Raw genomic sequence first — 20,716 nt, 5'->3', positions numbered from 1 at the left:
ACTGACAGTTTGGAGATATTGCTATAGTTTTTGCCTGTGAGCGCTAAACTAAAGATTGCTATAGCAGAACTGGTCAATAAATACGTCGAGCCGAACCACCTAACATGAAGCGTCTATTTGCGGGAGCAACCGATACTGGCTGCGTCAGATCAGCCAACCAAGATTCTTACTATATCGATCCTGAGGGACGATTCTTTGTAGTTGCCGATGGGATGGGAGGGCACGCAGGCGGAGAAGTGGCAAGTCAAATTGCCGTCGATTCTATTCGTGCATGTTTAGAAGCTCTTTGGGATGACGAAACGACACCACAGCAGTTGATGCAGGACGCAATCTCTAAGGCAAATCAAGCAATTATCAACGATCAAGCGGATCATCCCGTGCGATCGGATATGGGAACCACCATCGTGATATTGCTATTTCGGGATGAGCAGCCTTGGTATTGCCATATTGGGGATTCGCGGTTGTATCGTTTGCGCGGACCGAAATTAGAGCAGATCAGCGACGATCATACATGGATTGCGCGAGCCATTCAGACGGGGGTAGTCAATCCTGAAGATGCCAAAAGCCATCCTTGGCGACATATGCTTTTGCAATGTTTGGGGCGTGAAGATGTAAAGTCGATTTCTGCCCGTGAAATTGAATGGCAACCTGGCGATCGCTTTTTGATTTGTAGTGATGGGTTAACAGAGGAACTAACTGACGATCGCATCGCTCATCATCTCAAGAGCATTCGCAACTGTCAGCAGGCTGCCCAAGCATTGATTGAATCGGCGAAATTGCGTGGTGGGCGAGATAATATCACCGTGGTAATTGTTTCTAACGAATTAAATGCCAACAGCTAAAAATTAAGCAGCAATCAAAAGGTCATTGAGCTGATGTTTGAGATCTTCTCCTAGCCATTGGTCGAGCCATCTCTGTAAAGCCTATGAATAGCATTCGGAGAATCATTTTTTTAATTTTGTTGACCCTCTCACTGGTTACCGCCATTGGGATGTCTGATGTGGGCTTTTGGGCTGACTCGGAAACAAAGTCCAGTTTCGCTGAGGAGGCTTGGGGGCAAGCGGGCTCGATCGCCTATCAAGCAGCCGCAAAAACGATGCATTCTAAAAATGGAGAAGGAGTGCCGCTAGATAATGTCCAAAAACGCTACCTCAGGCGTTATTTCATTGACTATATCGATCATGTGCAGGTTATTTATAACGCCCAAATGATGGATCGTTGGGTACTGGGTAATGTCGCTGTGCATTTTGGTAGGGTTGAGACGATCGCCCAAACCTATTGCGATCGGATCTATCTACGCGACGATTACAAGCCTGAAGATCTCAAACAGTTATCGGTAATCGCCCATGAGATGGTGCATGTCCGTCAATGTTCTAAAAACGGTGGCTTAGATCAGTTTGGCTATCAATATTTTGTTGAATATAAACGAGCTAAGCAAAAGTACGAGAACAACCTCATGGAGCGGGAAGCTTACGACTTGCAAAATCGTTTTGTGCAGACCAATCAATAAGTAAAGCCCAAAGGATGAGTGGCGGCGCGAAGCGCCGCCACTCATCCTTTGGCTTTACTAACGTTGCTATATTTTAAAGCTATATTTTAAAAATTTTGTAAAACTGCCAAGGCATGAATTAGCGTTAAGATTGTTAACGTTAACTCATGCCTTGCCTGTCTTGTATACTCGCCCTCTCGCTAATCTCATCGAACAGTTGCAGCGTCTCCCTGGTGTGGGAGCTAAAACTGCACAACGCTTATCTCTCCATATCCTCAAGCGTCCCACCGAAGAGGTAGAAGCCCTCGCTCAAGCATTAGTTCAGGCAAAGCAGCAGGTCGGTAGCTGCACCCTATGCGGACATCTATCGGCGGAACCAATCTGTGAAATTTGTGCCCATCCTAGTCGCGATAATTCGGTGATTTGCGTCGTTGCTGACTCTCGCGATCTCATTGCTCTCGAAAAAACTCGCGAATATCGCGGGAAATATCATGTTTTGGGCGGTTTGATTTCGCCGATGGATGGGATCAGTCCCGACCAATTAAATATTCAGAGTCTAGTACGGCGCGTCAGTGGGAACCGAGTCTCGGAGGTGATCATGGCGATCGCTCCTAGTGTCGAAGGGGAAACTACTACCCTATACGTGGGTGGTTTATTGAAACCTTTTACCAAAGTTACGCGAATTGCCTTTGGTATTCCGATGGGCGGTGACTTAGAATATGCAGATGAGGTAACACTTGCCAAAGCGATCGAGGGCAGACGCGAATTAGACTTTTAGTTTGAAATTAGTTTGAAATTAGTTTCAAATATTTCAAACTGCTAGAAATATCATGTTGCATATTGTTCCATCATGCAGATAATATTTTGCTGGTTTGCAACTCAATAATGACCATGATAATGACCATGATTGACCCGTTCCCTAAAATGAGTTCTATGACAGCTTTATCGGGGTTAATTGGTTCTGGGTGCATGATCTTTGGAGTTCCATGTTTACCAACTATCAGTGCCAGCCCTACGGCTAGAGAGCCTCAGGCAATCTTAGTATTAGGAGGCTCTCCTACCCGTGAAAGATTTGCTGCTCAATTTGCTTTAGAACACCCTCAACTGCCGATCTTTGTATCTTCTGGCAGTCCAGAAGAATATGCTCAGTATGTATTTGATCAAGCTGGGGTGAAACGCGATCGCATCCATTTAGACTATCGAGCCGTAGATACAGTTACCAATTTCACGGTGATGGTGACGGAGTTTCAGCAGCGCAAAATTACAGATGTATATGTAATTACCTCAGAGTTTCATATGCCCCGCGCGCTTGTGATTGGCAAAATCGTTTTAGGTAGTCGCGGTATCGAGATGCATCCTGTGGCAATTCCGTCGCAAATAAAATCTGAAAATCCTACTAAGTCACTACGCGATGGTCTGCGTTCGGTTTTTTGGTTAGTAATGGGTTCTTAGCCTTTTGGGCTGTATACCAAATTAAAAACCAAAACCAGAGAGCGTACCGCCCGCGCAGCGGGCGGTACGCTCTTCTAGGTTTTAAGTTTACTTATGCTTAGCTACTTAAAAGTACTTGCATTGCAATTTCTAGAAATATTTTTCAATAATATTGATCGAAATTCACTTTCGGTGTTATCTTAATAAAGCGCTAAAAAACGCAACAAGCCGGGATAGCTCAGTTGGTAGAGCAGTGGACTGAAAATCCACGTGTCACGAGTTCAAATCTCGTTCCTGGCATATTTACAAAAAAGAGTTCGCTTAGCGAACTCTTTTTTGTTTTTGATTAAGTGAAGTGTAGTCACACTTTACTTAATTGGTATAAGATTCCAAAAGCTAAGTGATCACGTAATTGATTGGAGAGTATAACCTTGAAAGGAATTTTGATTAGCTTTGGCATTATGGCGGTTGCTGTGCTGGTCATTGTAGTTGCACAAATTACAGGCGGACAGACAGCAGTTGCTAGTACTGGCGCACCCTCTACAGGTGCACCAAATCAAACAACAGTAAAAATAGCAGACGCACCTTTAATAAATATGAGCGATCCCGAAATCAAAGCAACTGGCACTGGGCTAAAATACCAAGTGCTCAATGCAGGCACAGGTGCAACCCCTAAGCAAGGAGATACCGTAACTGTACATTACACGGGGAGGTTAGAAGATGGCACTAAGTTCGATAGTTCTCGCGATCGCAATAGTCCTTTTTCGTTCAAGCTGGGCGTTGGTCAAGTAATTAAGGGCTGGGATGAAGGTTTATCTCTTATGCGCGTTGGCGATCGCTATAACTTGATTATTCCTCCCGAACTCGGTTATGGCGCTCGTGGGGCAGGTGGAGTCATTCCTCCTAATGCCACTCTGATCTTTGATGTCGAGCTACTACGTATTTCTTAAATCGGTCAATCTGAAAAAGCACTGTCTTGAGGCAGTGCTTTTTCGTTAGGGGTAAGGCTATGTATAAAAAGTTAGTCACGATCGCCTTAATCACGATGTTGTCGGGCTTGCCTCTGCAAGCATTGGTATGCGATCTGGGGGCACAAGCGCAGAGCGATCGCCAGATTCAAGCAGGGCAATTACTAAATCAAGGGCTTCAGCAATATCGCGCTCGTCAGTACGAGTCCGCCTTTCAGTCATGGCAAAGCGCTTTACAGATTTATCAAGAAATCAAAGACCGCACTGGGGAAAGTAAGGTATGGAATAATCTGGGGCTTGCTTACTATAGTCTTGGACAATTGGCGAAGGCAGTTCCTTTCTTTCAGCAACGGTTGATCCTCTCGCGGGAATTAAACGATCGTCAGGCTGAAGCCTATGCCCTTGATAGTTTGGGGCTGAACTATATTCAGTTAGGGCAGTACGAGCAAGCGATCGCTGTTTATGAACCTGCTATAGAAATCTTGCGCCAACTTAATGACCGTAAAAATGAAGGTAATGCGCTCGGAAATCTGGGCATTTCCTATCGTGAATTGGGACAATATACCAAAGCGATCGCTTGCCATCAGCAACAATTGGCAATTACCCGCGAGATTAGCGATCGTGCGGGGGAAGGAAGAGCGCTAGGGGGACTTGCCATTGCTTATCGCGAATTGGGGCAATATGAAAAGGCGATCGATCTCTATCAACAGGATTTAGCGATCGCCCGTGAATTGCAAGATCGGAGCGGACAGGCTAGAGCGCTAAATAATCTGGGCACGGCCTATAGCAACTTGGAGCAATATCCCCAAGCAATTGTTTTGTACAAACAAGGCTTAGAAATATTGCGCAGTCTTAAGGATCGCAGTGGAGAAGGTAGAACCCTCGGCAATATCGGTAATGGTTATCGGCAGTTAGGACAATACGAGCAGGCGATCGCTTTCCTTGAGCAACAATTAACCATCGCCCGTAACATTAACGATATTGCCTCCGAAGGCAAAGCTGCTTCTGGACTGGGCATTGCCTATAATCGGTTAAGAAAGTATGAAAAAGCCTTGGGCTTTTACCAACAAGATTTAGCGATCGCCCGTCAACTTAAGGATCGTAATGGCGAAGGGAGAGCGCTGAATAATTTGGGCGTATTGCTTGGGGAATTAAAACAACCCGAACTGGCGATCCTTTATTACAAACAATCGGTCAACATTCAAGAATCGATTCGCAGAGATATTCGCGGACTGAGCAAAGAGGAACAGCGATCTTTTTTGGGAACGGTGGCAGGTACATATCGTAGCCTTGCAGATTTATTGCTCAAACAAGGACGGGTGATGGAAGCTCTGCAAATCATCGATCTATTAAAAATCCAAGAACTGGAAGACTATCTCCAAAATGTCAAAGGGAATGATCGTACGGCTCAGGGAATGCGAATCTTAGAACCTGAGTCAAAAATTAGTCGCCTATCCACGGTAAGCTTTGCGCAAATTCCCTTGCTGAATTACGAACTAGCTCAACAGATCCAGCAGATCGCGCCATCGGAACTTAATAAGGCTCCAGCATACTTACAAAAACTACCACAAGGGGTGGTGCTCATCTATCCATTAGTGCTGCTAGATCGTTTGGAAATAGTAATTTTTGCGGCTAATTCTATTCCCACGGCGCGTACGGTAGCGATCGCTAAACCCCAACTAGAAGAGATGATCGCCGATTTTCGTAATGACTTACAAGATCCTAGCTCCTACGACATCAAGACCTCAGCCAAGAAGCTATACGAGCTCCTCATCAAACCGATTGAATCCGATCTCAAGCAAGCAAATGCTACGACCATTCTCTATGCTCCTGATGGGATCTTGCGTTATATTCCCCTCGCCACACTCTACGATGGCAAACAATGGTTAGTGGAACGATATCGCATCAATAATCTCATTTCCTACAGTTTGCTAGATCGCGATCGCCAATCACTGACTGACTTAACGATCTTAGCGGGAGCATTTGGCGGTCAAGCGGGCGAGATCAAATTTGGATTAAGTGGACTGCCATCTTCTATTACCGAAGTAGAGAACATTGCCTCAACTTTTCCTAAAGCGAATAAATACATTGAACAGAATTTTACAAGTCAGACGATTCGGGATAAAACGGCAGGTAATGCCATCATTCATTTGGCAACCCATGCGGAATTTAAAAATGGAAGTCCTTTTGAATCCTATCTGTTATTTGGTGATGGTACTAAGCTCACCTTAGCCGAAGTGAATGATTTAAAGCTGAAAGATACCCAGCTCGTCGTTTTGAGTGCTTGTCAGACAGGATTGGGTAGTTTGGGAACTGGTACGGAGATTTTAGGCTTTGGCTATCAAGTCCATCGAGCAGGCGCAAAAGCATCGATCGCTTCGCTGTGGAAGGTTGCGGATGGTGGTACGCAAATACTGATGTCTGCTTTTTATAACAATTTGCGAAGGGCAAACAGCAATACATCTATAGCTTTACGGGAAGCACAGTTGAGCATGATTAAACCAAGTACTAAGGGAGGTGTTAATTATAGTCATCCCTATTTTTGGTCGTCATTTGTGCTGATTAGTAATAGCTGGTAAATTGCTATCCTTCTCTTATTTGCGATTGAAAACTTCTAAGGTTTGACGACTAAAATCGCGCAAGTTAGCGATCCCATCTTCCATGGGGATGGTATCGCCTAAAAATTGCCAATTGTCCACCGTAGAAAAGCGCCACCTTTCTCCCTTATAGTCATGTCCACTCGCCTCAATGCCGATCGCCCGCAGATCGCCATCAACGGGATCCTCATATAGGCGAATTTGGAAGAGAATACAACGAACCTTGAGCCGCCAACTTACCCCTGGAAAATGAAAGCCCACATCAATCGAATCGGGATCAAGAAGTTTCCGCGTATCCGAATTATTTAGCCAAGGTTTGAGATCCGATCGCGCAGCAGGATAAATAGCCTTAAACAAATTGACAATAGTTGCGATTTTGGTCGCGACTTCGACATTTTTAGCTTGTTCGGCAGCATTCACTGGCAAGACCCTCACGCTAAAACCTATAAAGGTAAATAAAAAATTACTTATAAAACACAGCCTGATCAGCTTGTAGTAGCCGATTCTAGCATCTGCTCACCATAAATCGAATTAACTAGCGATCGCTGTAGCAGTTGTTATAAAAAAGGTAGATTGCGCCGCAATCTACCTTTTGAGGGGTACTAAATCGGGAATATCCCTAAAATTTTCTAGGACAGAGGGCTCAAGACTTAAGCGATCGAGGAGCTTCGCAAATTCCTTGCTGCAAGATGCTGGATTTTGGCGGACTTGCTCCTGTGCAAATTTGATGATAATCCACCCCGAACCGACTAAAGAGCGATCCGCGAGATCATTTTGCGTGAGGCTGGCGACACTTGCTGAGGAATTTGCGATCTCGATCGCTATCCGCGCATTTAGTTCGGGATTGACATAGGTGAGGGCAGGAGCCCAATAATAATCAATGCTGGGAATATATTGTGGACATCCTTGATAAAGGGTTCCCGATACATGTTTTTGCAGCGTAACGCCAAAATTGTAAATAGTCTCCGCGATCGCTTGTTGATTTTTGCCGCTCGTCAGATCTAGCCCTTTGGGATTGGTAAGGACGCTCGTATTTTCGAGGGGGGGCAGTTTGGCAAAGAACTTTTGAAATTGATGGTGGCGAAACTCAAGGACACGCTCTGGGGCATGGGCGATCGCTAATTTCTGCTGATAGCTCACCTCCTCCCGCGAATAGGCTTCTAGCTTTGTAAAATAATTTTGCAGTATATTTTGATGGCTTTGATACCTTCTCTTATAGGTGAGAAATTGATATCTGATCCTGAGGACGATTACCACTGTACCCAAGATCAGCAGAATGATCCCCAACTCCTTTGCCACAAGAGTGACGATCGCTACGATCGCAATTAGTCCGAAACTTAAGGCGATCGCTTCTTGGATCTGAATTGGTGCGGGTAGTTGATTGGGCGGAGGGCTTGGTAAGGGAATATTGAGTTCGGGTGCAACGGGCTTAGATTGGGCAATGCGCTGCACTTCTGGGGGAATGAGGATAACAGGAAACTGACGCATCGCTTAGTAGCCTGAAAATTCGATTAAGGGTAATTTTTACAGTGCTTGGCAAGATTGGCAAGTCAACCAAACCAAAAAGATGAGTAGTGGCGCTTTGCGCCACTGCTCATCTTTATATACCAAATCACAAAATGGCTACGCCATTTTGTGATTTGAAAACCCTTACTGGGTTTGGTTTTTAATTTCCAAAAGTGTAGCCACACTTTTGGAAATTGGTATTAGATGTAGCCTATACCAATTCACGAAAGCGTGATAATACCAAAGCTCAAAATGGCGTAGCCATTTTGAGCTTTTAGACATTTTCTAAGCCAGGAATCGAGCGATATAGCTGGACATACTTATCCGCTGAGGATTGCCAACTGAAATTACTATTCATGCCACGCTCCTGTAACAAACGCCATGCATCGGTGTAGCGGTAACTTTCCCAAGCCCTTACCATACAGGTGTACATGTCCAAAGGCTCGTAACGATCGAAGCAGAATCCAGTCCCCACCTGACCGATGGGATCATGGAAGGACACGGTGTCTACCAAGCCACCAGTGCGTCGGACGATTGGCACAGAACCATAACGCAGCGCGATCAATTGGCTGAGTCCGCAAGGCTCAAAACGGCTGGGCATCAAAAAGGCATCGGAACCTGCATAAACGCGATGGGATAGGGCGGAATTAAAGAGAATTTGTGCCGACATCCGCCCAGGGTAACGAGCTGCGATTTGCCATAGTTGGGATTCGTAGTAGCGTTCGCCCGTACCTAAAACTACAAACTGAGCATCGGTATAGGCGAGATAGCGCTCTAAGGTTTGTAAGAGTAGATCGAGCCCCTTCTGTTCGACCAGCCTTCCGACCATGCCGATCAAGAAAGTGGCAGGATTGACGGCTAAGCCCAACTCTTTTTGTAAAGCAATTTTATTGGCGAGGCGATCGTCAAGGGTCTCAACGGAATAGTTTTGTACCAAGGCGGTATCAGTGGCAGGATTTTCTAAATCGGTATCGATACCGTTTAAAATACCCCAGGGTTTGAGGAATGAAAGCAATCCTTCTAAACCTTCCCCATAGGTCGGTGTACAAATTTGCTGCGCATAGGTCGGAGAAACTGTGTTTACGCGATCGGCATACTTGATTCCCCCTGCCATCGTGTTATGGGCATCCATATACCAAGGAGTCCATGTGATTTTGTCTAAGAACCAACGCCAAGGTCCTTGATAGGCGAGGTTGTGAATTGTAAATACTGTGCCAATATCTGAAACTTGATGCATCCACACTGGAATCATGCCTGTATGCCAATCATGGCAATGAATGACATTAGGTTTCCAGTAGTTCCATGCAAATTCGGCAACCGCATTGGCAAACATCGTGAAACGCCAATCTTCGTCATCGCCACCATAAATGCGGGCGGGAATAAAGGCTCCATGCCCCACTAAGTAAAGGGGAACATCCGTTCCTGGTAATACGGTCTGAAAAATATCGAATTCCTGAAACATGGCATAGCCTTTCCAGATCCATTCAGGATTTTCTTTCAGCTTGTCTGGGATCACGCCGTAGTAAGGCATGATAATGCGTACATCATGCCCCATCTTCTTCAGAATCGGGGGGAGTGCGCCCACTACATCTGCCATACCGCCAACTTTGGCGAGAGGAGCAACTTCAGCCGCCGCAAATAAAATTTTCATTCTTCGATCGTTACTCGTATTGTCTGGCTATTTAAATTATTTTCAGGCATAGCGCGATCGCTACAGTAGTTATTTTTTGGACGCGTTGCTGGAGATCCCGAAAGAGTCCCGAAAGAGCCCCGAAAGAGCCCCGAAAGAGTAGGGTCTCTTCTTGGGGCTTAATACCAATTCACGAAAGTGTGACAACACTTTTGTGAATTAGAAACTAAATCCAGTAAGGGTTTTCAAAGCTCAAAATGGCGTAGCCATTTTGAGCTTTGGTATAAGGGGCTTAAGGAAATGTGCAAGCCGCAGTGGGAATTTGCACAGAACCAGCTTGGACTCTATATTTACTAGCTGTGCCTGTATTGCCTCTAGCTGTGAGTTCGCTTACCAAGGCTGGGCTGGGATTTCCTGTGGCGATCGCTGTGGTCAATCCTGCCAATTGCAATCCTGATGCTGAAGTACTTTGTCGGCGGAATAGATAATCCAGAGTAGAAGTGGGATTGTTTAAGGTATTGCCCTCAAACCTGACACAGAGAGTGGCAGCGTTCTGGGATCGCATAATCATCGAGGCATCATCTACTCCAGCTTGGGTGTTGGTGTTGGTAACTTTATTATTTAACACGGCTGCTCGAATAGATGACTCACCGCCAGCGTTCGTTTCTCCTACCCGCACCTGAATTGCCGCACCACCGACATTGCTAATATTGTTTTTGGCGATCGTCGTTGTTCCAATCGAGCCGTCAAATGCCCCAAAGCTAATTCCTTTGTTAATAACGTTATCGATCGTGTTGCTGCTAATTGTTAATGTGGCATTAGCACGATTGCCAAGATTAATATCAATGCCATCCGCCCCATCTGTAGCGCCAGTAATATTCTTAATGACATTGCCAGTAATATTTACTGTGGCATTAGCCGTGGTACTACAGGCTCCCAAGTCACTGTAAACTCGGCAAAGACTAAACTCAATACCATCTATTTCATTTATGCCTGCTGTAGCAGTATTGCTACCTACAGTATTATCAGCAATCGTCAGATTGACATTGCCTGTATTGTTGCGCACGAGAATACTTGCTTCTACGTTAGTTTGGGTGCTGGGCTGAATTGTATTAACTACGGTATTGCCAGAAATTACGGCATTGCCACTGACGTTATCGAGACGAATGCCTTCAGCGATCGCATTGCTGACTTGATTTCCTATAACGTTTGTATTACCACTTGCGCTTACCAAGACAATGCCTCGACCCGAACTACCAATAGGAGTAGTGGCAGGAGCCGTAATCGTGACGTTGTTATAGGCGATCGTGGAATTGACGTTGTTATTACCGATAACTGCGGGATTTGCACCTGTAGTACCAACATTTTTATTGATGCGATAGCCGATCAGGGCTTGATTTGAGCCAGATGCTAAAGTAACCGTTCCATTGACTATGGGATAGACACCAGTGTTTGACGTAATTGGCAGATTGGAGAAAGTAGTACCGCCTGCACCAAGCTGATAGGAAACGGGGATGACACTGGGCGCACTAGATATAACTTTTGTGCCATCAGGAATTGTAAATCCGTTGAAAGTTGGAGCTGTAGAGCCATTGGGGGTATAGGTGTAAACAATTCCATTGCCACCAGATGCCCCCGCATTGGCAAGTGCTGTCGAAAAATTAGCAAAAGAAACAACATTCGGCGTGCCACTTAAGCCTGTAGTACTATCGGCGACTACAAAGAAACTGTAAGGCTGACCTGTTACGGGGTTGATGGCGACAAGTCCATCGCGAACGGTTTGATTCTCGACTAGGATGGAGCCATTTCGTGAAATCGGTTCGTTCATGCGGTCGAGCAATGTCGGCGGAGTAACTTTTCTTTCCGAACGGTTGGAAAGATTTATGCCAATATTGAAAAGAATGCTGGTTCCAAAAATGCGATCGTTCTGAATCGATAAACCTGCATTAACGAGATCGCCATAGTATGCTAAGCCCCCCTTAATACCCAAGGCTCCGACGCTATTGGTAGCGGTGTAATAATAGGTTCCGAGATAGGGGCGCAGGTAGCCAGCATCGCCTATGTTGACGATTGTGCCAGCTTCTAACTCCACACCACCCATGGCTGCATCAAAACGACGCTCGCGATCAATTAAAAACTGAGTGCCCTGAAAAGTTCCACTGTTGAGGATCGTTTCGCTCAATTGGGTATTAGTCTTGCCCACTGGAAGATAGGCATTGAGTCGCATATCCCAAGATTCCGCAAAAAACTCTAAACCTGCGGAAATTTGATGGAAAAACTGCGCCCCCGTATCGCGATTGTCGTAGGCTAGATAGCCACCTAGTACATATTTGCCAATGTCATTTAGCGATCGATAACCAACGGCAAGATTAGAGCCAATGCGCCCATTATTAAAGAGCCGAACTTGAGGATTGAGATATAAAAAGTTTTCTGGTGTTTGATTGAGAGGAATGCGTAACTCAACACTAGTATTACCATCTAGACCTGCGCCACTGCCGTTATAACGAAGTTGCGCATCAAGTGGAAATGGATTAGTCTGACTCACCACTTCTGAGACGACGATTCCATTTATACATATTAATTTTATACATATTAATAATGATGATAAACAACAAGATTTGAAGCCCCAAGATGACGATCTTTTCTGCATAGCCCCTAATAACCCATTTTTCTAACAAGAACCTACATCCCACTTATTTTGAAGGGTAAGGTCTCAACACCCCTGTGTTGCCGAATACTCGACTATATGAAATTTGCAAAATTTTCTGGAAAGTACTGTAGCAACGTAGAAGACATCTAGGACAAATCAAAGCCCCAAAGAAGAGTGGCGGCGCTTCGCGCCGCCACTCTTCTTTGGGGCTTTAGATTTAGTTGTGCTTAGCTACAAGGTTTTTCAAGTTAAGAAATGGCTACGCCATTTCTTAACTTGGTATTATTCAGCGATCGCGCCATCGTCTGGATTGCTATCGTTATCATGGGGTAGCTCTAGGCAATATCCCGCACCATATACGGTTTTAATATATTTAGGATGGCGCGGATCGGGTTCGAGTTTGGTACGGAGATGCCGAATATGGACGCGGATGGTTTCGATATCGTCATCAGGTTCATAGCCCCAAACTTCCTTGAGGATTTCGCTAGGCGATACGGTCTGACCATGACGTTGCAAGAGACAATGCAGTAGCTCAAATTCTAGATGGGTTAATTTGACGGTTTGATTAAACCAAATGGCTTCAAAGCGCTCAGGTACGAGTGTTAAGGAGCCAAAGATTAAAATTTCACCATGCTTAGCCGTGTCAATAATTCGATTCGTGCGCCTTAGTAAAGCCCGCACTCGCGCTAGCATTTCTTCGAGTTCAAAGGGCTTAGTTAAATAATCATCGGCTCCAGCGTTAAAGCCTTCGACTTTATCTTGGGTTTGTCCCATGGCTGTGAGCATCATTACGGGAATTTCTTTAGTCCTTTCATCACGACGCAATCTTTGACAAACTGTAAATCCATCTACCCTAGGTAGCATTAAATCAAGGATGATCATGTCTGGCATCAACTGAATGGCAAGGGCTTGTCCTTTGATTCCATCACTTGCTTGACTGACTTGATATCCAGCATGTTCAAGGTTTAGCGTGACCATTTCAGATATTATCGGATCATCATCAATCAAGAGTAGCCTAGGCATCATTAGTCAAAGTTCCATCTATACGATTTGATTACGTTTTTTTAAAATATATCACAGGGATACATAACAAGTCGGGGATGGGGCGATGTACTATCAGTCGTACTACTAGTCATAGTTGGTCTTAATTGCGATCGCTAAAAAATTTCTGGCTAAAGGAGTAGTAGGTACAGCGTATCAGCTATTTACAGCTTTCTATACCATATTGATCAATTATTGATCGATAAAACTGGTTAAGTCTGTCTTCAACTCTTACAACATTCTCATACAATATATGAAGATATGTAAAAATTGATATAAAACTGGTTTATTCGCATGAGCCTTCCAACTACTTCTGTCACCGAACTTTTTGCACCAGTCAAAGATGACTTGCATACTCTCACGGATAATTTGAAGCAGTTGGTAGGGGCAAGACATCCAATTTTGTATGCTGCTGCCGAACATTTGTTTGAAGCTAAGGGCAAGAGTATGCGCCCCGCGCTGGTCTTGTTGGTGTCACGGGCGACGATGAGCGATCGCGACATCACTTCACGCCATCGCCGCCTTGCGGAGATCACGGAAATGATTCATACGGCAAGTCTGGTGCATGACGATGTGATCGACTCCGCAGATCTCCGTCGTGGGATGCCCACGGTGAACAATAGTTTTGGCAATCGCATTGCCGTACTTGCGGGTGATTTCCTGTTTGCCCAAGCATCTTGGTATTTAGCCAACTTAGATCATCTTGAAGTTGTTAAGCTTTTGTCGAAAGTCATTACCGATTTTGCTGAGGGTGAAATTCGCCAGAGTCTCACTGCCTTTGATAGTGATCTGACTTTGGAGGATTATCTGGAAAAGAGTTTTTATAAAACTGCCTCGTTAATGGCAGGTAGTGCCAAGGCTGCGGGTGTACTCAGTGGTGTAAGTCAGGTACAGGCTGAGCAGTTATTTAATTTTGGTAAGCATTTTGGGATCGCGTTTCAAGTTGTCGATGACATTCTTGATTTCACCAGTTCCACCGAGACTTTGGGCAAGCCTGCTGGCTCTGATCTGAAGCAAGGTAATTTAACTGCACCCGTTTTATTTGCTCTCGAAGAGCATCCTCAGTTGCGTGGATTGATCGAGCGTGAGTTTAGCGAAGTGGGAGATTTAGAAAAGGCTCTGGAACTGGTTCATAACAGTGAGGGAATTTCGCGATCGCGTGATTTGGCAAAGAGTCATGTTAAGTCTGCATTTACTGCGATCGAGTGGCTTCCATCTTCTGCGCCTAAGCAATCTCTGATTGGTTTAACAAACTATGTTTTAGATCGCTTGTATTAAGATGAAAAGGATGGTGCTTTGCTCCATCCTTTTTAATTTGTTATTTATCCTGTTGCTGTTCTAAATAAGTTTGCAAATCATAAAAATCCTGTAAAAATAGGAAACATAATAAAAATCTAGATTTTACCTAGAAATATGATTGCTTTTCCTGATTTATCGGCGCATGGTTATCAAGTTATCAAAGAATTGGGGCATAACTTAGAGGGAGGCAGATTTACATACCTTGCCAAACGCCTTGCCGATAATGTTAATGTTGCCATCAAGCAATTTCAGTTTGCGACAGGTTCGGGGTGGAATGGGTTTAGAGCGATCGAGCGTGAGATCCAAAGTTTGCAAGGTTTAAATCATCGCGGCATCCCCAAATATTTAGACAAGTTTGAGACAGATAACGGCTATTGCTTAGTTACAGAATATTTCCCTGCGGATACTTTGGCGGCGGCGCGAAGTTTTACGCCCGATCAAATTAAGCAAGTTGCGGTGCAGCTTTTAGAAATTTTGGTTTATCTGCAAGAGCGAATGCCGCCAGTCATCCATCGTGACATTAAGCCTGAGAATATTCTTGTGGATGAGAATCTCAATGTTTATCTAATTGATTTCGGCTTTGCGCGGGTGGGTAGTGGCAGTATAGCTATGAGTAGCGCTAATGCGGGGACGTTTGGCTTCATGGCTCCCGAACAAATCCGCAACCTCAATCTAACCAATGCTTCCGATCTCTATGGTTTGGGTTTGACGTTAATCTGTTTGATTGGGGCGATCCGTTCTACGGATATCGGCAAATACATCGATTACAACAATCAACTAGATCGCAGCAAAATCGATCCGAAGTTGAAGGGGTGTAGTTTCACCTTTATGAAGTGGCTAGATCAAATGGTTGCACCCGATCCGAGTAAGCGTTTTGCTGACGCAAAGACAGCATTGGAGTCGTTGAAGCCTTTATATGTGGTGCGTGTACCTGAAGTCAAATTTGATAAATCAAGCTTGGAATTTACATCAAAAAAATTAGGAGAGAGTCTTTCTCAAACTATTACGATTTCTAATTCTATTCCCGAAACTATTCTAGAAGGTCATTGGGAAGTTGCCCCCCATAGAAGAGATCCATCACAAAATCATGATGATCATCATGCTTGGATCTCATTCAAGCCAACTAAAATCAGAGGTAATCAAACTACTTGTGAAATTACAGTAAACACAAAAAAATTAAGTTCAAGTTCTCAATTTATTAGACAACTGATTTTTGTTAGTGACAATGCAATTCCCTCAAAAAATATAATCTCTCTAACAGTATCTACTTCTAAGTTGGTTGAATATAAATTCAGATTAAATACTGTTTCTCTAGTCACAAAGTTAACTATATCGAGTTTAATATGTTGGTTGGTAACTCAAGGAGGATCATATCTAACTAACTGTATCAATATTGCTTCAGCAACGCTATCAAGTTCTTCATATCTTTTCGCTTTTGGATTTATAGGAGGACCAATTACAGTTCCAATGTTCGGATTGTTTTCGGTATATTTTATAGGAACAAAAGGTTTGCTCCATCAAGAAACTATGGGCATAATAGGTGCTTTTGTATTGAACGTATTAGGAGCTTCTTGCTCATGGGGAGCTAAATTCTTTTTTCTGCCGATTATTAAAAATCAAATTGAAAAATATTCAAAAAATCTATCAAAAAATATTAACCAAGTAAGCAAAAACAAAAATCAGAAAAATGTCATTGATTTTCTTGTTGTTTTAACAGGTGTCCTACTTAGCCTTTCATACGGATTGAGGTATATCGATCCAATGAAGATTGGCTCTTATTTGCCAACTTCATTATTTGAAATACTTTTCTACATTGTGATAGCTATTTCATTGTTCATCGTAATTTATCCATACGCTAACTATTATCAAAAGGCAAATGATATTAGACACCGAGAGAAAACTGGGGGACTTATACAGGGTGACAAATAATCTTGATTAAGCCATGAGCCTAAAATTATGGAAGACATTCTTCAAAAAATTAGAGAATCAGCAACCACCTCTTCTCCCCCCTTCACAAGGGGGGCTGGGGGGGATCATATCCTAAATCACAAGCTCCATTTTCCAAACCACAGAGTACACACAAAACTCCCTGACTATGTTTCAAAGTTTAGATCCCCCTCAATCCCCCTTGCAAAGGGGGAAGAAGAGAAAGAATTTAATTCTCCCCCCTTCATAAGGGGGGCTGGGGGGGATCAATGACACTTAAAACCAGCAACCTCCATCTCCCCTATAACCCTGACCTCACCACTAGAGCCAAAGAACTGCGCCAAAACATGACACCCGCAGAAAGAAAACTTTGGCATAAATATTTAAAAAACTTCCAATTTAGAGTTTTACGACAAAGACCAATTGACCATTTCATAGTTGATTTCTACTGTCCTAACCTCAAACTAGTTATTGAAGTTGATGGCGAGAGTCACTATACCGATGATGGTAAAGAATATGATCAAGAAAGAACACAACAGTTGGAAGGTTATGGCATTAAGGTGATTAGGTTTACTAATCGACAGATTTTAGATGATTTTGAGAGGGTGTGTGAGGAGATAGAGAGGATGATCCCCCCCAGCCCCCCTTGAGAAGGGGGGAGAAGAGGTAATTTGGAATCTTTAGAATATAAAATTTATCTTGTCAACACCTCAGTAAATCCCTATGCCAAAAAAGATTCGAGAACTAAAAAGTATGTTACTGAAAGCGGGATTTACCTATCGTCCTGCCAAAGGTAGTCATACAGTTTGGATACATGAACTATTACCAGAACTACCCCTGACAATCGCAGGAAAAGATGGTGATGATGCCAAACTCTATCTCGAAAAAGAAGTTAAACAAAGATTGAAAAAATTAGAGGACTTAAAGTAATGCCACACTACAGCATGATTATTATCTGGTCAGAAGAAGATAGTTGCTATCTAGTTCATCTTCCAGACTTCCCATTTCAGCAATTTCATACGCATGGCGATACTTACGAAGAAGCCGCTAAACATGGACAGGAGGTAATTGATAGCTATCTTGAGATTTACCGTGAAGAGGGAAAATCTCTGCCGCAGCCGAAAAATTCTATGCAACTTTTGCAAGCAGCATAGAAATGGAATGTATTTACTGCAAAGGTCACATGGAGAAAAAGACTGCACCGTTTAGCATTCAGAAAAATAGTTATTACTTACATTGGGATGCGATTCCTGCCTTTGTTTGCGATCAGTGCGGTGAGGTCTATTTTGCTGAGCATGAAGTTGATATCATTCAATCAGCCATTTCTGAATTAGATCGTAAAAATGTTGAGTTTTACACATCTGACAAAGAAGCTGCGTAAACAATTTCTTTAGATGTAATTTCTTATAGCTAAAAAATAGAGGAAAGATTTATGCCAGTTACTAATGAATCACTGTTATCAAGAATTACCTTTGATCGCAATATTTTGGGTGGTAAGCCGATAATTCGAGGTATGAGAATTTCTGTGGCGATGATTTTAGAGCTTTTGTCTAAGGGAGCAGCAATGCAAGAAATTTTGGAAGATTATCCAGATTTAGAAATAGCTGATATTTATGCAGCATTACTCTATGCTTATCGCCTAGTCGCTAATGAGGAGATTTTTGAAAGGTCGGTTGCATCATAGTCATGAGATTTTTACTTGATATGAATGTAAGTGGTGTTTTACTGAATTTATTGCTAGATTCTGGTCATGATGTTGCTTGTGTGCGTGATGTTGATCTCAAAATGAGTGATAGTGAGATTTTGGATTGGGCGGTAAGAGAAAAGCGCATTATCATTACGACGGATTCCGATTTTGAGCAAATGATTTAGTTACAAGGAAGGCAACATTGTGGAGTTTTAAGATTGGAAAATTTACCTCGTTCAGAGAGAATGTCTCTATTTCAAGATGTATTGTCTAGTTGGGGGCAAGATTTAGAAGCTGGAGCCGTTGTGATTGCATCAAAGCAAAAAATTCGGATTCGTAGAAGCTAAAATTAATGAAGAATCATCAATCGATGCGATACACAATTCTCATTCAATGGTCTGATGAAGATAACTGCTTTGTTGGCTTTTTACCTGAATTTACAAATGTGATGCAGCCTTGCACCCATGGCAATACATACTTAGAGGCAGTCCAAAATGCTCAAGAAGTCATCGAACTCCTAGTAGAAACTGCCATAGAAAAAGGTGAACCATTGCCCAAGCGCCAAAAGTTTCAAGCAATTCCAGTTTTACAAGCTGCATAGATTGAGATCTGTCTCATGTTAGGGCGATCGCTTAGACTAGATTAAGAATTGTTAATTAGTAATAGCCAGTGTTGAGTAAATCTAAACAAAAAATAATTGTAGTCGGGGCGGGAATTGGTGGCTTGACGGCTGCTGCTTTGTTAGCAAAGCGAGGCTATAAAGTCATTGTTTATGATCTTGCCATTGTTGCGGGTGGCTGTGCATCCACATTTAAGCGACGCGGATTTACCTTTGATGTCGGTGCAACACAGGTAGCGGGATTAGAATCTGGTGGGATTCACGATCGCATTTTTAAAGAACTTGAAATAGAACTTCCTGAAGCGACTCATTGCGATCCAGCCTGTGCGGTGTTTTTGCCCAATGAGAGTGAGCCGATTAATGTTTGGCGCGATCGCAATCAGTGGAAAATAGAACGACAAAAGCAATTCCCAAATAGCGAACCATTTTGGGATTTTCTGGAAGACTTATTTTGGCGGAGTTGGCGCTTTCAGTCCCGCGATCCGATTTTGCCTCCGCGCAATTTTTGGGATGCTTGGCAATTAGTTAGAGCTTTGCGAATCGATACTTTAGCCACAGTTCCCTATACCTTCTCAACGGTGGGGGATGCTCTGCGTGGGTTTGGATTGGCTCATGATCAGAGACTACGCACCTTTCTCGATTTGCAATTGAAGCTCTATTCACAGGTGAATGCGGAAGAGACAGCTTTACTTTATGCGGCAACAGCTTTAGCAGTTTCGCAAACTCCTTTAGGGCTGTTTCATCTTAAGGGAAGTATGCAAGTTTTAAGCGATCGCCTAATTTCTAGTATCGAGCGTGATGGCGGCAAAGTGTTGATGCAGCATCAAGTTACAGCGATCGCTGATCAAGGGAAAAGTAAAAAGGTAAAAGTCCAAAATCTGCGATCGCAGGAGATTTTTGAAGATAGCGCCGATCACATTGTGGCGAATGTGACGGTGAATAATTTTGTGCAGCTTTTGGGAAATGCTGCGCCCAAAGGTTATGTCAAGCGCGTTGAGAATCTGAAGCCTGCTTCCGTTGCTTTTGTCGTGTATCTAGGCGTAGATCGGGCAGCGATTCCTGAAGACTGTCCGCCGCATTTGCAATTTTTGGAAGCCTATGAGGATTCCCAAATTCATAAACCCCATTCGCTATTTGTTTCCGTTAGCAAAGAGTGCGATGGTCGTGCCCCCGATGGCAAAGCAACGATTATTGCTTCTGAGTTTACAGATGCAGAAGTTTGGTATGGCGGCGAAGATTATCAGGAACTCAAAAAGAGATTTACAGAACGAGCGATCGCGCAGTTAAGTAACTATTTCCATCTCAACGAAGAGACAATCATTCATATCGAAACTGCCACTCCCCAAACCTTTGAGCGATATACAGGACGCGATCGCGGTATTGTCGGCGGCGTAGGAATGCGCGTTTCTACCTTTGGTCCCTTTGGTTTCGCTAATCGCACCCCTCTTAAAAATATTTGGCTAGTCGGTGACTCTACCCACCCAGGGGAAGGAACCGCAGGGGTAAGTTATTCAGCGCTAACAGTAGTCAGGCAGATAGCGCAAGAATCCTAAACTCTGACTGGAAAAGTTGTCTTACATGTATTTTTCATGCATCAGTCGAACTTGATCGCTACAATTGAAATACAAAAAAACTAAGTCCAAAATTGAAATATATGAGTTATCGCTTTCAGAGAGGGGATCACCTTTATGTTGACTATGGAGGATTTACGCATCATGGGATTTATTATGGGCATGGCAAAGTGACTGGAGTTTAGACTAAGTTGATTAAGCTAATCAGAAAAAGAGCAGGAAAAAGTAACCCAGAGAATGGAGAACTGGGCAAATCCAAGAGAATGAAAAGGAGAATATTTAGGATTAGGAATTAAGGATGT

The 20,716-nt window shown here is 43.5% G+C and carries 22 protein-coding genes and 1 tRNA gene; 18 read left to right on the top strand and 5 right to left on the bottom strand.

Annotated elements, in window-relative coordinates:
• Positions 1–104: 104 nt before the first annotated feature.
• From PSE7429_RS06715 to PSE7429_RS06685, 7 genes are all read left to right on the top strand, one after another.
• Positions 105–842 (top strand): Stp1/IreP family PP2C-type Ser/Thr phosphatase, encoded by a 738-nt coding sequence (locus tag PSE7429_RS06715; RefSeq protein WP_009626347.1) that lies wholly within the window; start codon positions 105–107, stop codon positions 840–842.
• Positions 843–925: 83 nt separating this feature from the next.
• Positions 926–1,510: an eCIS core domain-containing protein gene (locus tag PSE7429_RS06710; protein ID WP_009626346.1), complete on the top strand. Its 585-nt coding sequence runs from the start codon at positions 926–928 to the stop codon at positions 1,508–1,510.
• A 151-nt stretch (positions 1,511–1,661) separates the two neighbouring features.
• Positions 1,662–2,267 (top strand): recombination mediator RecR, encoded by a 606-nt coding sequence (gene recR, locus PSE7429_RS06705; protein ID WP_173400652.1) that lies wholly within the window; start codon positions 1,662–1,664, stop codon positions 2,265–2,267.
• Positions 2,268–2,413: 146 nt separating this feature from the next.
• Positions 2,414–2,941, top strand: a complete 528-nt coding sequence (locus tag PSE7429_RS06700) for a YdcF family protein (protein WP_277909201.1) — start codon at positions 2,414–2,416, stop codon at positions 2,939–2,941.
• 206 nt (positions 2,942–3,147) lie between these two features.
• Positions 3,148–3,220, top strand: a tRNA-Phe gene (locus tag PSE7429_RS06695).
• 131 nt (positions 3,221–3,351) lie between these two features.
• Positions 3,352–3,870: an FKBP-type peptidyl-prolyl cis-trans isomerase gene (locus PSE7429_RS06690; protein WP_009626343.1), complete on the top strand. Its 519-nt coding sequence runs from the start codon at positions 3,352–3,354 to the stop codon at positions 3,868–3,870.
• A 59-nt stretch (positions 3,871–3,929) separates the two neighbouring features.
• Positions 3,930–6,467 (top strand): CHAT domain-containing protein, encoded by a 2,538-nt coding sequence (locus PSE7429_RS06685; RefSeq protein ID WP_009626342.1) that lies wholly within the window; start codon positions 3,930–3,932, stop codon positions 6,465–6,467.
• A gap of 15 nt (positions 6,468–6,482) precedes the next feature.
• On the opposite strand, the gene PSE7429_RS06680 is transcribed toward PSE7429_RS06685, so the two are convergent.
• The 5 genes from PSE7429_RS06680 to PSE7429_RS06660 form a co-directional block, all read right to left on the bottom strand.
• Positions 6,483–6,905, bottom strand: a complete 423-nt coding sequence (locus PSE7429_RS06680; protein WP_009626341.1) for a hypothetical protein — start codon at positions 6,903–6,905, stop codon at positions 6,483–6,485.
• Between the two features lie 165 nt (positions 6,906–7,070).
• Positions 7,071–7,973: a hypothetical protein gene (locus tag PSE7429_RS06675; RefSeq protein WP_009626340.1), complete on the bottom strand. Its 903-nt coding sequence runs from the start codon at positions 7,971–7,973 to the stop codon at positions 7,071–7,073.
• Positions 7,974–8,265: 292 nt separating this feature from the next.
• A complete protein-coding gene (glgA, locus tag PSE7429_RS06670) occupies positions 8,266–9,642 on the bottom strand; it encodes a glycogen synthase GlgA (protein WP_009626339.1) in 1,377 nt (458 codons plus the stop codon).
• A 271-nt stretch (positions 9,643–9,913) separates the two neighbouring features.
• On the bottom strand, positions 9,914–12,166 hold the full coding sequence (locus tag PSE7429_RS06665) for an inverse autotransporter beta domain-containing protein (protein WP_040687581.1): 2,253 nt from the start codon (positions 12,164–12,166) through the stop codon (positions 9,914–9,916).
• A gap of 387 nt (positions 12,167–12,553) precedes the next feature.
• Positions 12,554–13,294, bottom strand: a complete 741-nt coding sequence (locus PSE7429_RS06660) for a response regulator transcription factor (protein WP_040687590.1) — start codon at positions 13,292–13,294, stop codon at positions 12,554–12,556.
• A gap of 312 nt (positions 13,295–13,606) precedes the next feature.
• On the opposite strand from PSE7429_RS06660, the gene sds reads away from it, so the two are divergent.
• The 11 genes from sds to crtD all read left to right on the top strand — a co-directional run bounded on the left by sds (position 13,607) and on the right by crtD (position 20,396).
• Positions 13,607–14,590, top strand: a complete 984-nt coding sequence (sds, locus tag PSE7429_RS06655; RefSeq protein ID WP_009626336.1) for a solanesyl diphosphate synthase — start codon at positions 13,607–13,609, stop codon at positions 14,588–14,590.
• Between the two features lie 135 nt (positions 14,591–14,725).
• Positions 14,726–16,540, top strand: coding sequence for a serine/threonine protein kinase (locus tag PSE7429_RS06650; RefSeq protein ID WP_009626335.1), 1,815 nt, complete (start codon positions 14,726–14,728; stop codon positions 16,538–16,540).
• A 266-nt stretch (positions 16,541–16,806) separates the two neighbouring features.
• Positions 16,807–17,187, top strand: coding sequence for an endonuclease domain-containing protein (locus tag PSE7429_RS06640; protein WP_009626333.1), 381 nt, complete (start codon positions 16,807–16,809; stop codon positions 17,185–17,187).
• Positions 17,188–17,260: 73 nt separating this feature from the next.
• The gene (locus PSE7429_RS06635) at positions 17,261–17,467 is read left to right on the top strand and encodes a type II toxin-antitoxin system HicA family toxin (protein ID WP_009626332.1); all 207 of its coding nucleotides are present in this window, start codon (positions 17,261–17,263) and stop codon (positions 17,465–17,467) included.
• On the top strand, positions 17,467–17,691 hold the full coding sequence (locus PSE7429_RS06630) for a type II toxin-antitoxin system HicB family antitoxin (RefSeq protein WP_009626331.1): 225 nt from the start codon (positions 17,467–17,469) through the stop codon (positions 17,689–17,691). Before PSE7429_RS06635 ends, PSE7429_RS06630 begins: the two co-directional genes overlap by 1 nt.
• 2 nt (positions 17,692–17,693) lie before the next feature.
• Positions 17,694–17,918, top strand: coding sequence for a YgiT-type zinc finger protein (locus PSE7429_RS06625; RefSeq protein WP_009626330.1), 225 nt, complete (start codon positions 17,694–17,696; stop codon positions 17,916–17,918).
• A 51-nt stretch (positions 17,919–17,969) separates the two neighbouring features.
• Positions 17,970–18,221: a DUF433 domain-containing protein gene (locus tag PSE7429_RS06620; protein ID WP_009626329.1), complete on the top strand. Its 252-nt coding sequence runs from the start codon at positions 17,970–17,972 to the stop codon at positions 18,219–18,221.
• A gap of 2 nt (positions 18,222–18,223) precedes the next feature.
• Positions 18,224–18,409, top strand: coding sequence for a DUF5615 family PIN-like protein (locus PSE7429_RS26600; RefSeq protein WP_009626328.1), 186 nt, complete (start codon positions 18,224–18,226; stop codon positions 18,407–18,409).
• A gap of 33 nt (positions 18,410–18,442) precedes the next feature.
• The gene (locus PSE7429_RS27530) at positions 18,443–18,571 is read left to right on the top strand and encodes a hypothetical protein (protein WP_267878976.1); all 129 of its coding nucleotides are present in this window, start codon (positions 18,443–18,445) and stop codon (positions 18,569–18,571) included.
• Between the two features lie 23 nt (positions 18,572–18,594).
• Complete coding sequence (locus PSE7429_RS06610) at positions 18,595–18,825, top strand: type II toxin-antitoxin system HicB family antitoxin (RefSeq protein ID WP_040687586.1); 231 nt, start codon at positions 18,595–18,597, stop codon at positions 18,823–18,825.
• A 68-nt stretch (positions 18,826–18,893) separates the two neighbouring features.
• Entirely contained in the window at positions 18,894–20,396 is a 1,503-nt protein-coding gene (crtD, locus tag PSE7429_RS06605; protein ID WP_009626326.1) for a C-3',4' desaturase CrtD, read from the top strand.
• Positions 20,397–20,716: the final 320 nt, after the last annotated feature.

It is taken from the genome of Pseudanabaena biceps PCC 7429, from assembly GCF_000332215.1.
Lineage (GTDB): Bacteria > Cyanobacteriota > Cyanobacteriia > Pseudanabaenales > Pseudanabaenaceae > Pseudanabaena > Pseudanabaena biceps.
This window is presented reverse-complemented; position numbering and strand designations above follow the sequence as displayed.

Bases quoted from the DNA above. Each gene is read 5' to 3' on its own strand.
- PSE7429_RS06715 (WP_009626347.1), top strand. From the start codon at position 105: ATGAAGCGTCTATTTGCGGGAGCAACCGATACTGGCTGCGTCAGATCA.
- PSE7429_RS06710 (WP_009626346.1), top strand. From the start codon at position 926: ATGAATAGCATTCGGAGAATCATTTTTTTAATTTTGTTGACCCTCTCA.
- PSE7429_RS06700 (WP_277909201.1), top strand. From the start codon at position 2,414: ATGAGTTCTATGACAGCTTTATCGGGGTTAATTGGTTCTGGGTGCATG.
- PSE7429_RS06685 (WP_009626342.1), top strand. From the start codon at position 3,930: ATGTATAAAAAGTTAGTCACGATCGCCTTAATCACGATGTTGTCGGGC.
- PSE7429_RS06675 (WP_009626340.1), bottom strand. From the start codon at position 7,973: ATGCGTCAGTTTCCTGTTATCCTCATTCCCCCAGAAGTGCAGCGCATT.
- glgA (WP_009626339.1), bottom strand. From the start codon at position 9,642: ATGAAAATTTTATTTGCGGCGGCTGAAGTTGCTCCTCTCGCCAAAGTT.
- PSE7429_RS06660 (WP_040687590.1), bottom strand. From the start codon at position 13,294: ATGCCTAGGCTACTCTTGATTGATGATGATCCGATAATATCTGAAATG.
- sds (WP_009626336.1), top strand. From the start codon at position 13,607: ATGAGCCTTCCAACTACTTCTGTCACCGAACTTTTTGCACCAGTCAAA.
- PSE7429_RS06650 (WP_009626335.1), top strand. From the start codon at position 14,726: ATGATTGCTTTTCCTGATTTATCGGCGCATGGTTATCAAGTTATCAAA.
- PSE7429_RS06640 (WP_009626333.1), top strand. From the start codon at position 16,807: ATGACACTTAAAACCAGCAACCTCCATCTCCCCTATAACCCTGACCTC.
- PSE7429_RS06635 (WP_009626332.1), top strand. From the start codon at position 17,261: ATGCCAAAAAAGATTCGAGAACTAAAAAGTATGTTACTGAAAGCGGGA.
- PSE7429_RS06630 (WP_009626331.1), top strand. From the start codon at position 17,467: ATGCCACACTACAGCATGATTATTATCTGGTCAGAAGAAGATAGTTGC.
- PSE7429_RS06625 (WP_009626330.1), top strand. From the start codon at position 17,694: ATGGAATGTATTTACTGCAAAGGTCACATGGAGAAAAAGACTGCACCG.
- PSE7429_RS06620 (WP_009626329.1), top strand. From the start codon at position 17,970: ATGCCAGTTACTAATGAATCACTGTTATCAAGAATTACCTTTGATCGC.
- PSE7429_RS26600 (WP_009626328.1), top strand. From the start codon at position 18,224: ATGAGATTTTTACTTGATATGAATGTAAGTGGTGTTTTACTGAATTTA.
- PSE7429_RS06610 (WP_040687586.1), top strand. From the start codon at position 18,595: ATGCGATACACAATTCTCATTCAATGGTCTGATGAAGATAACTGCTTT.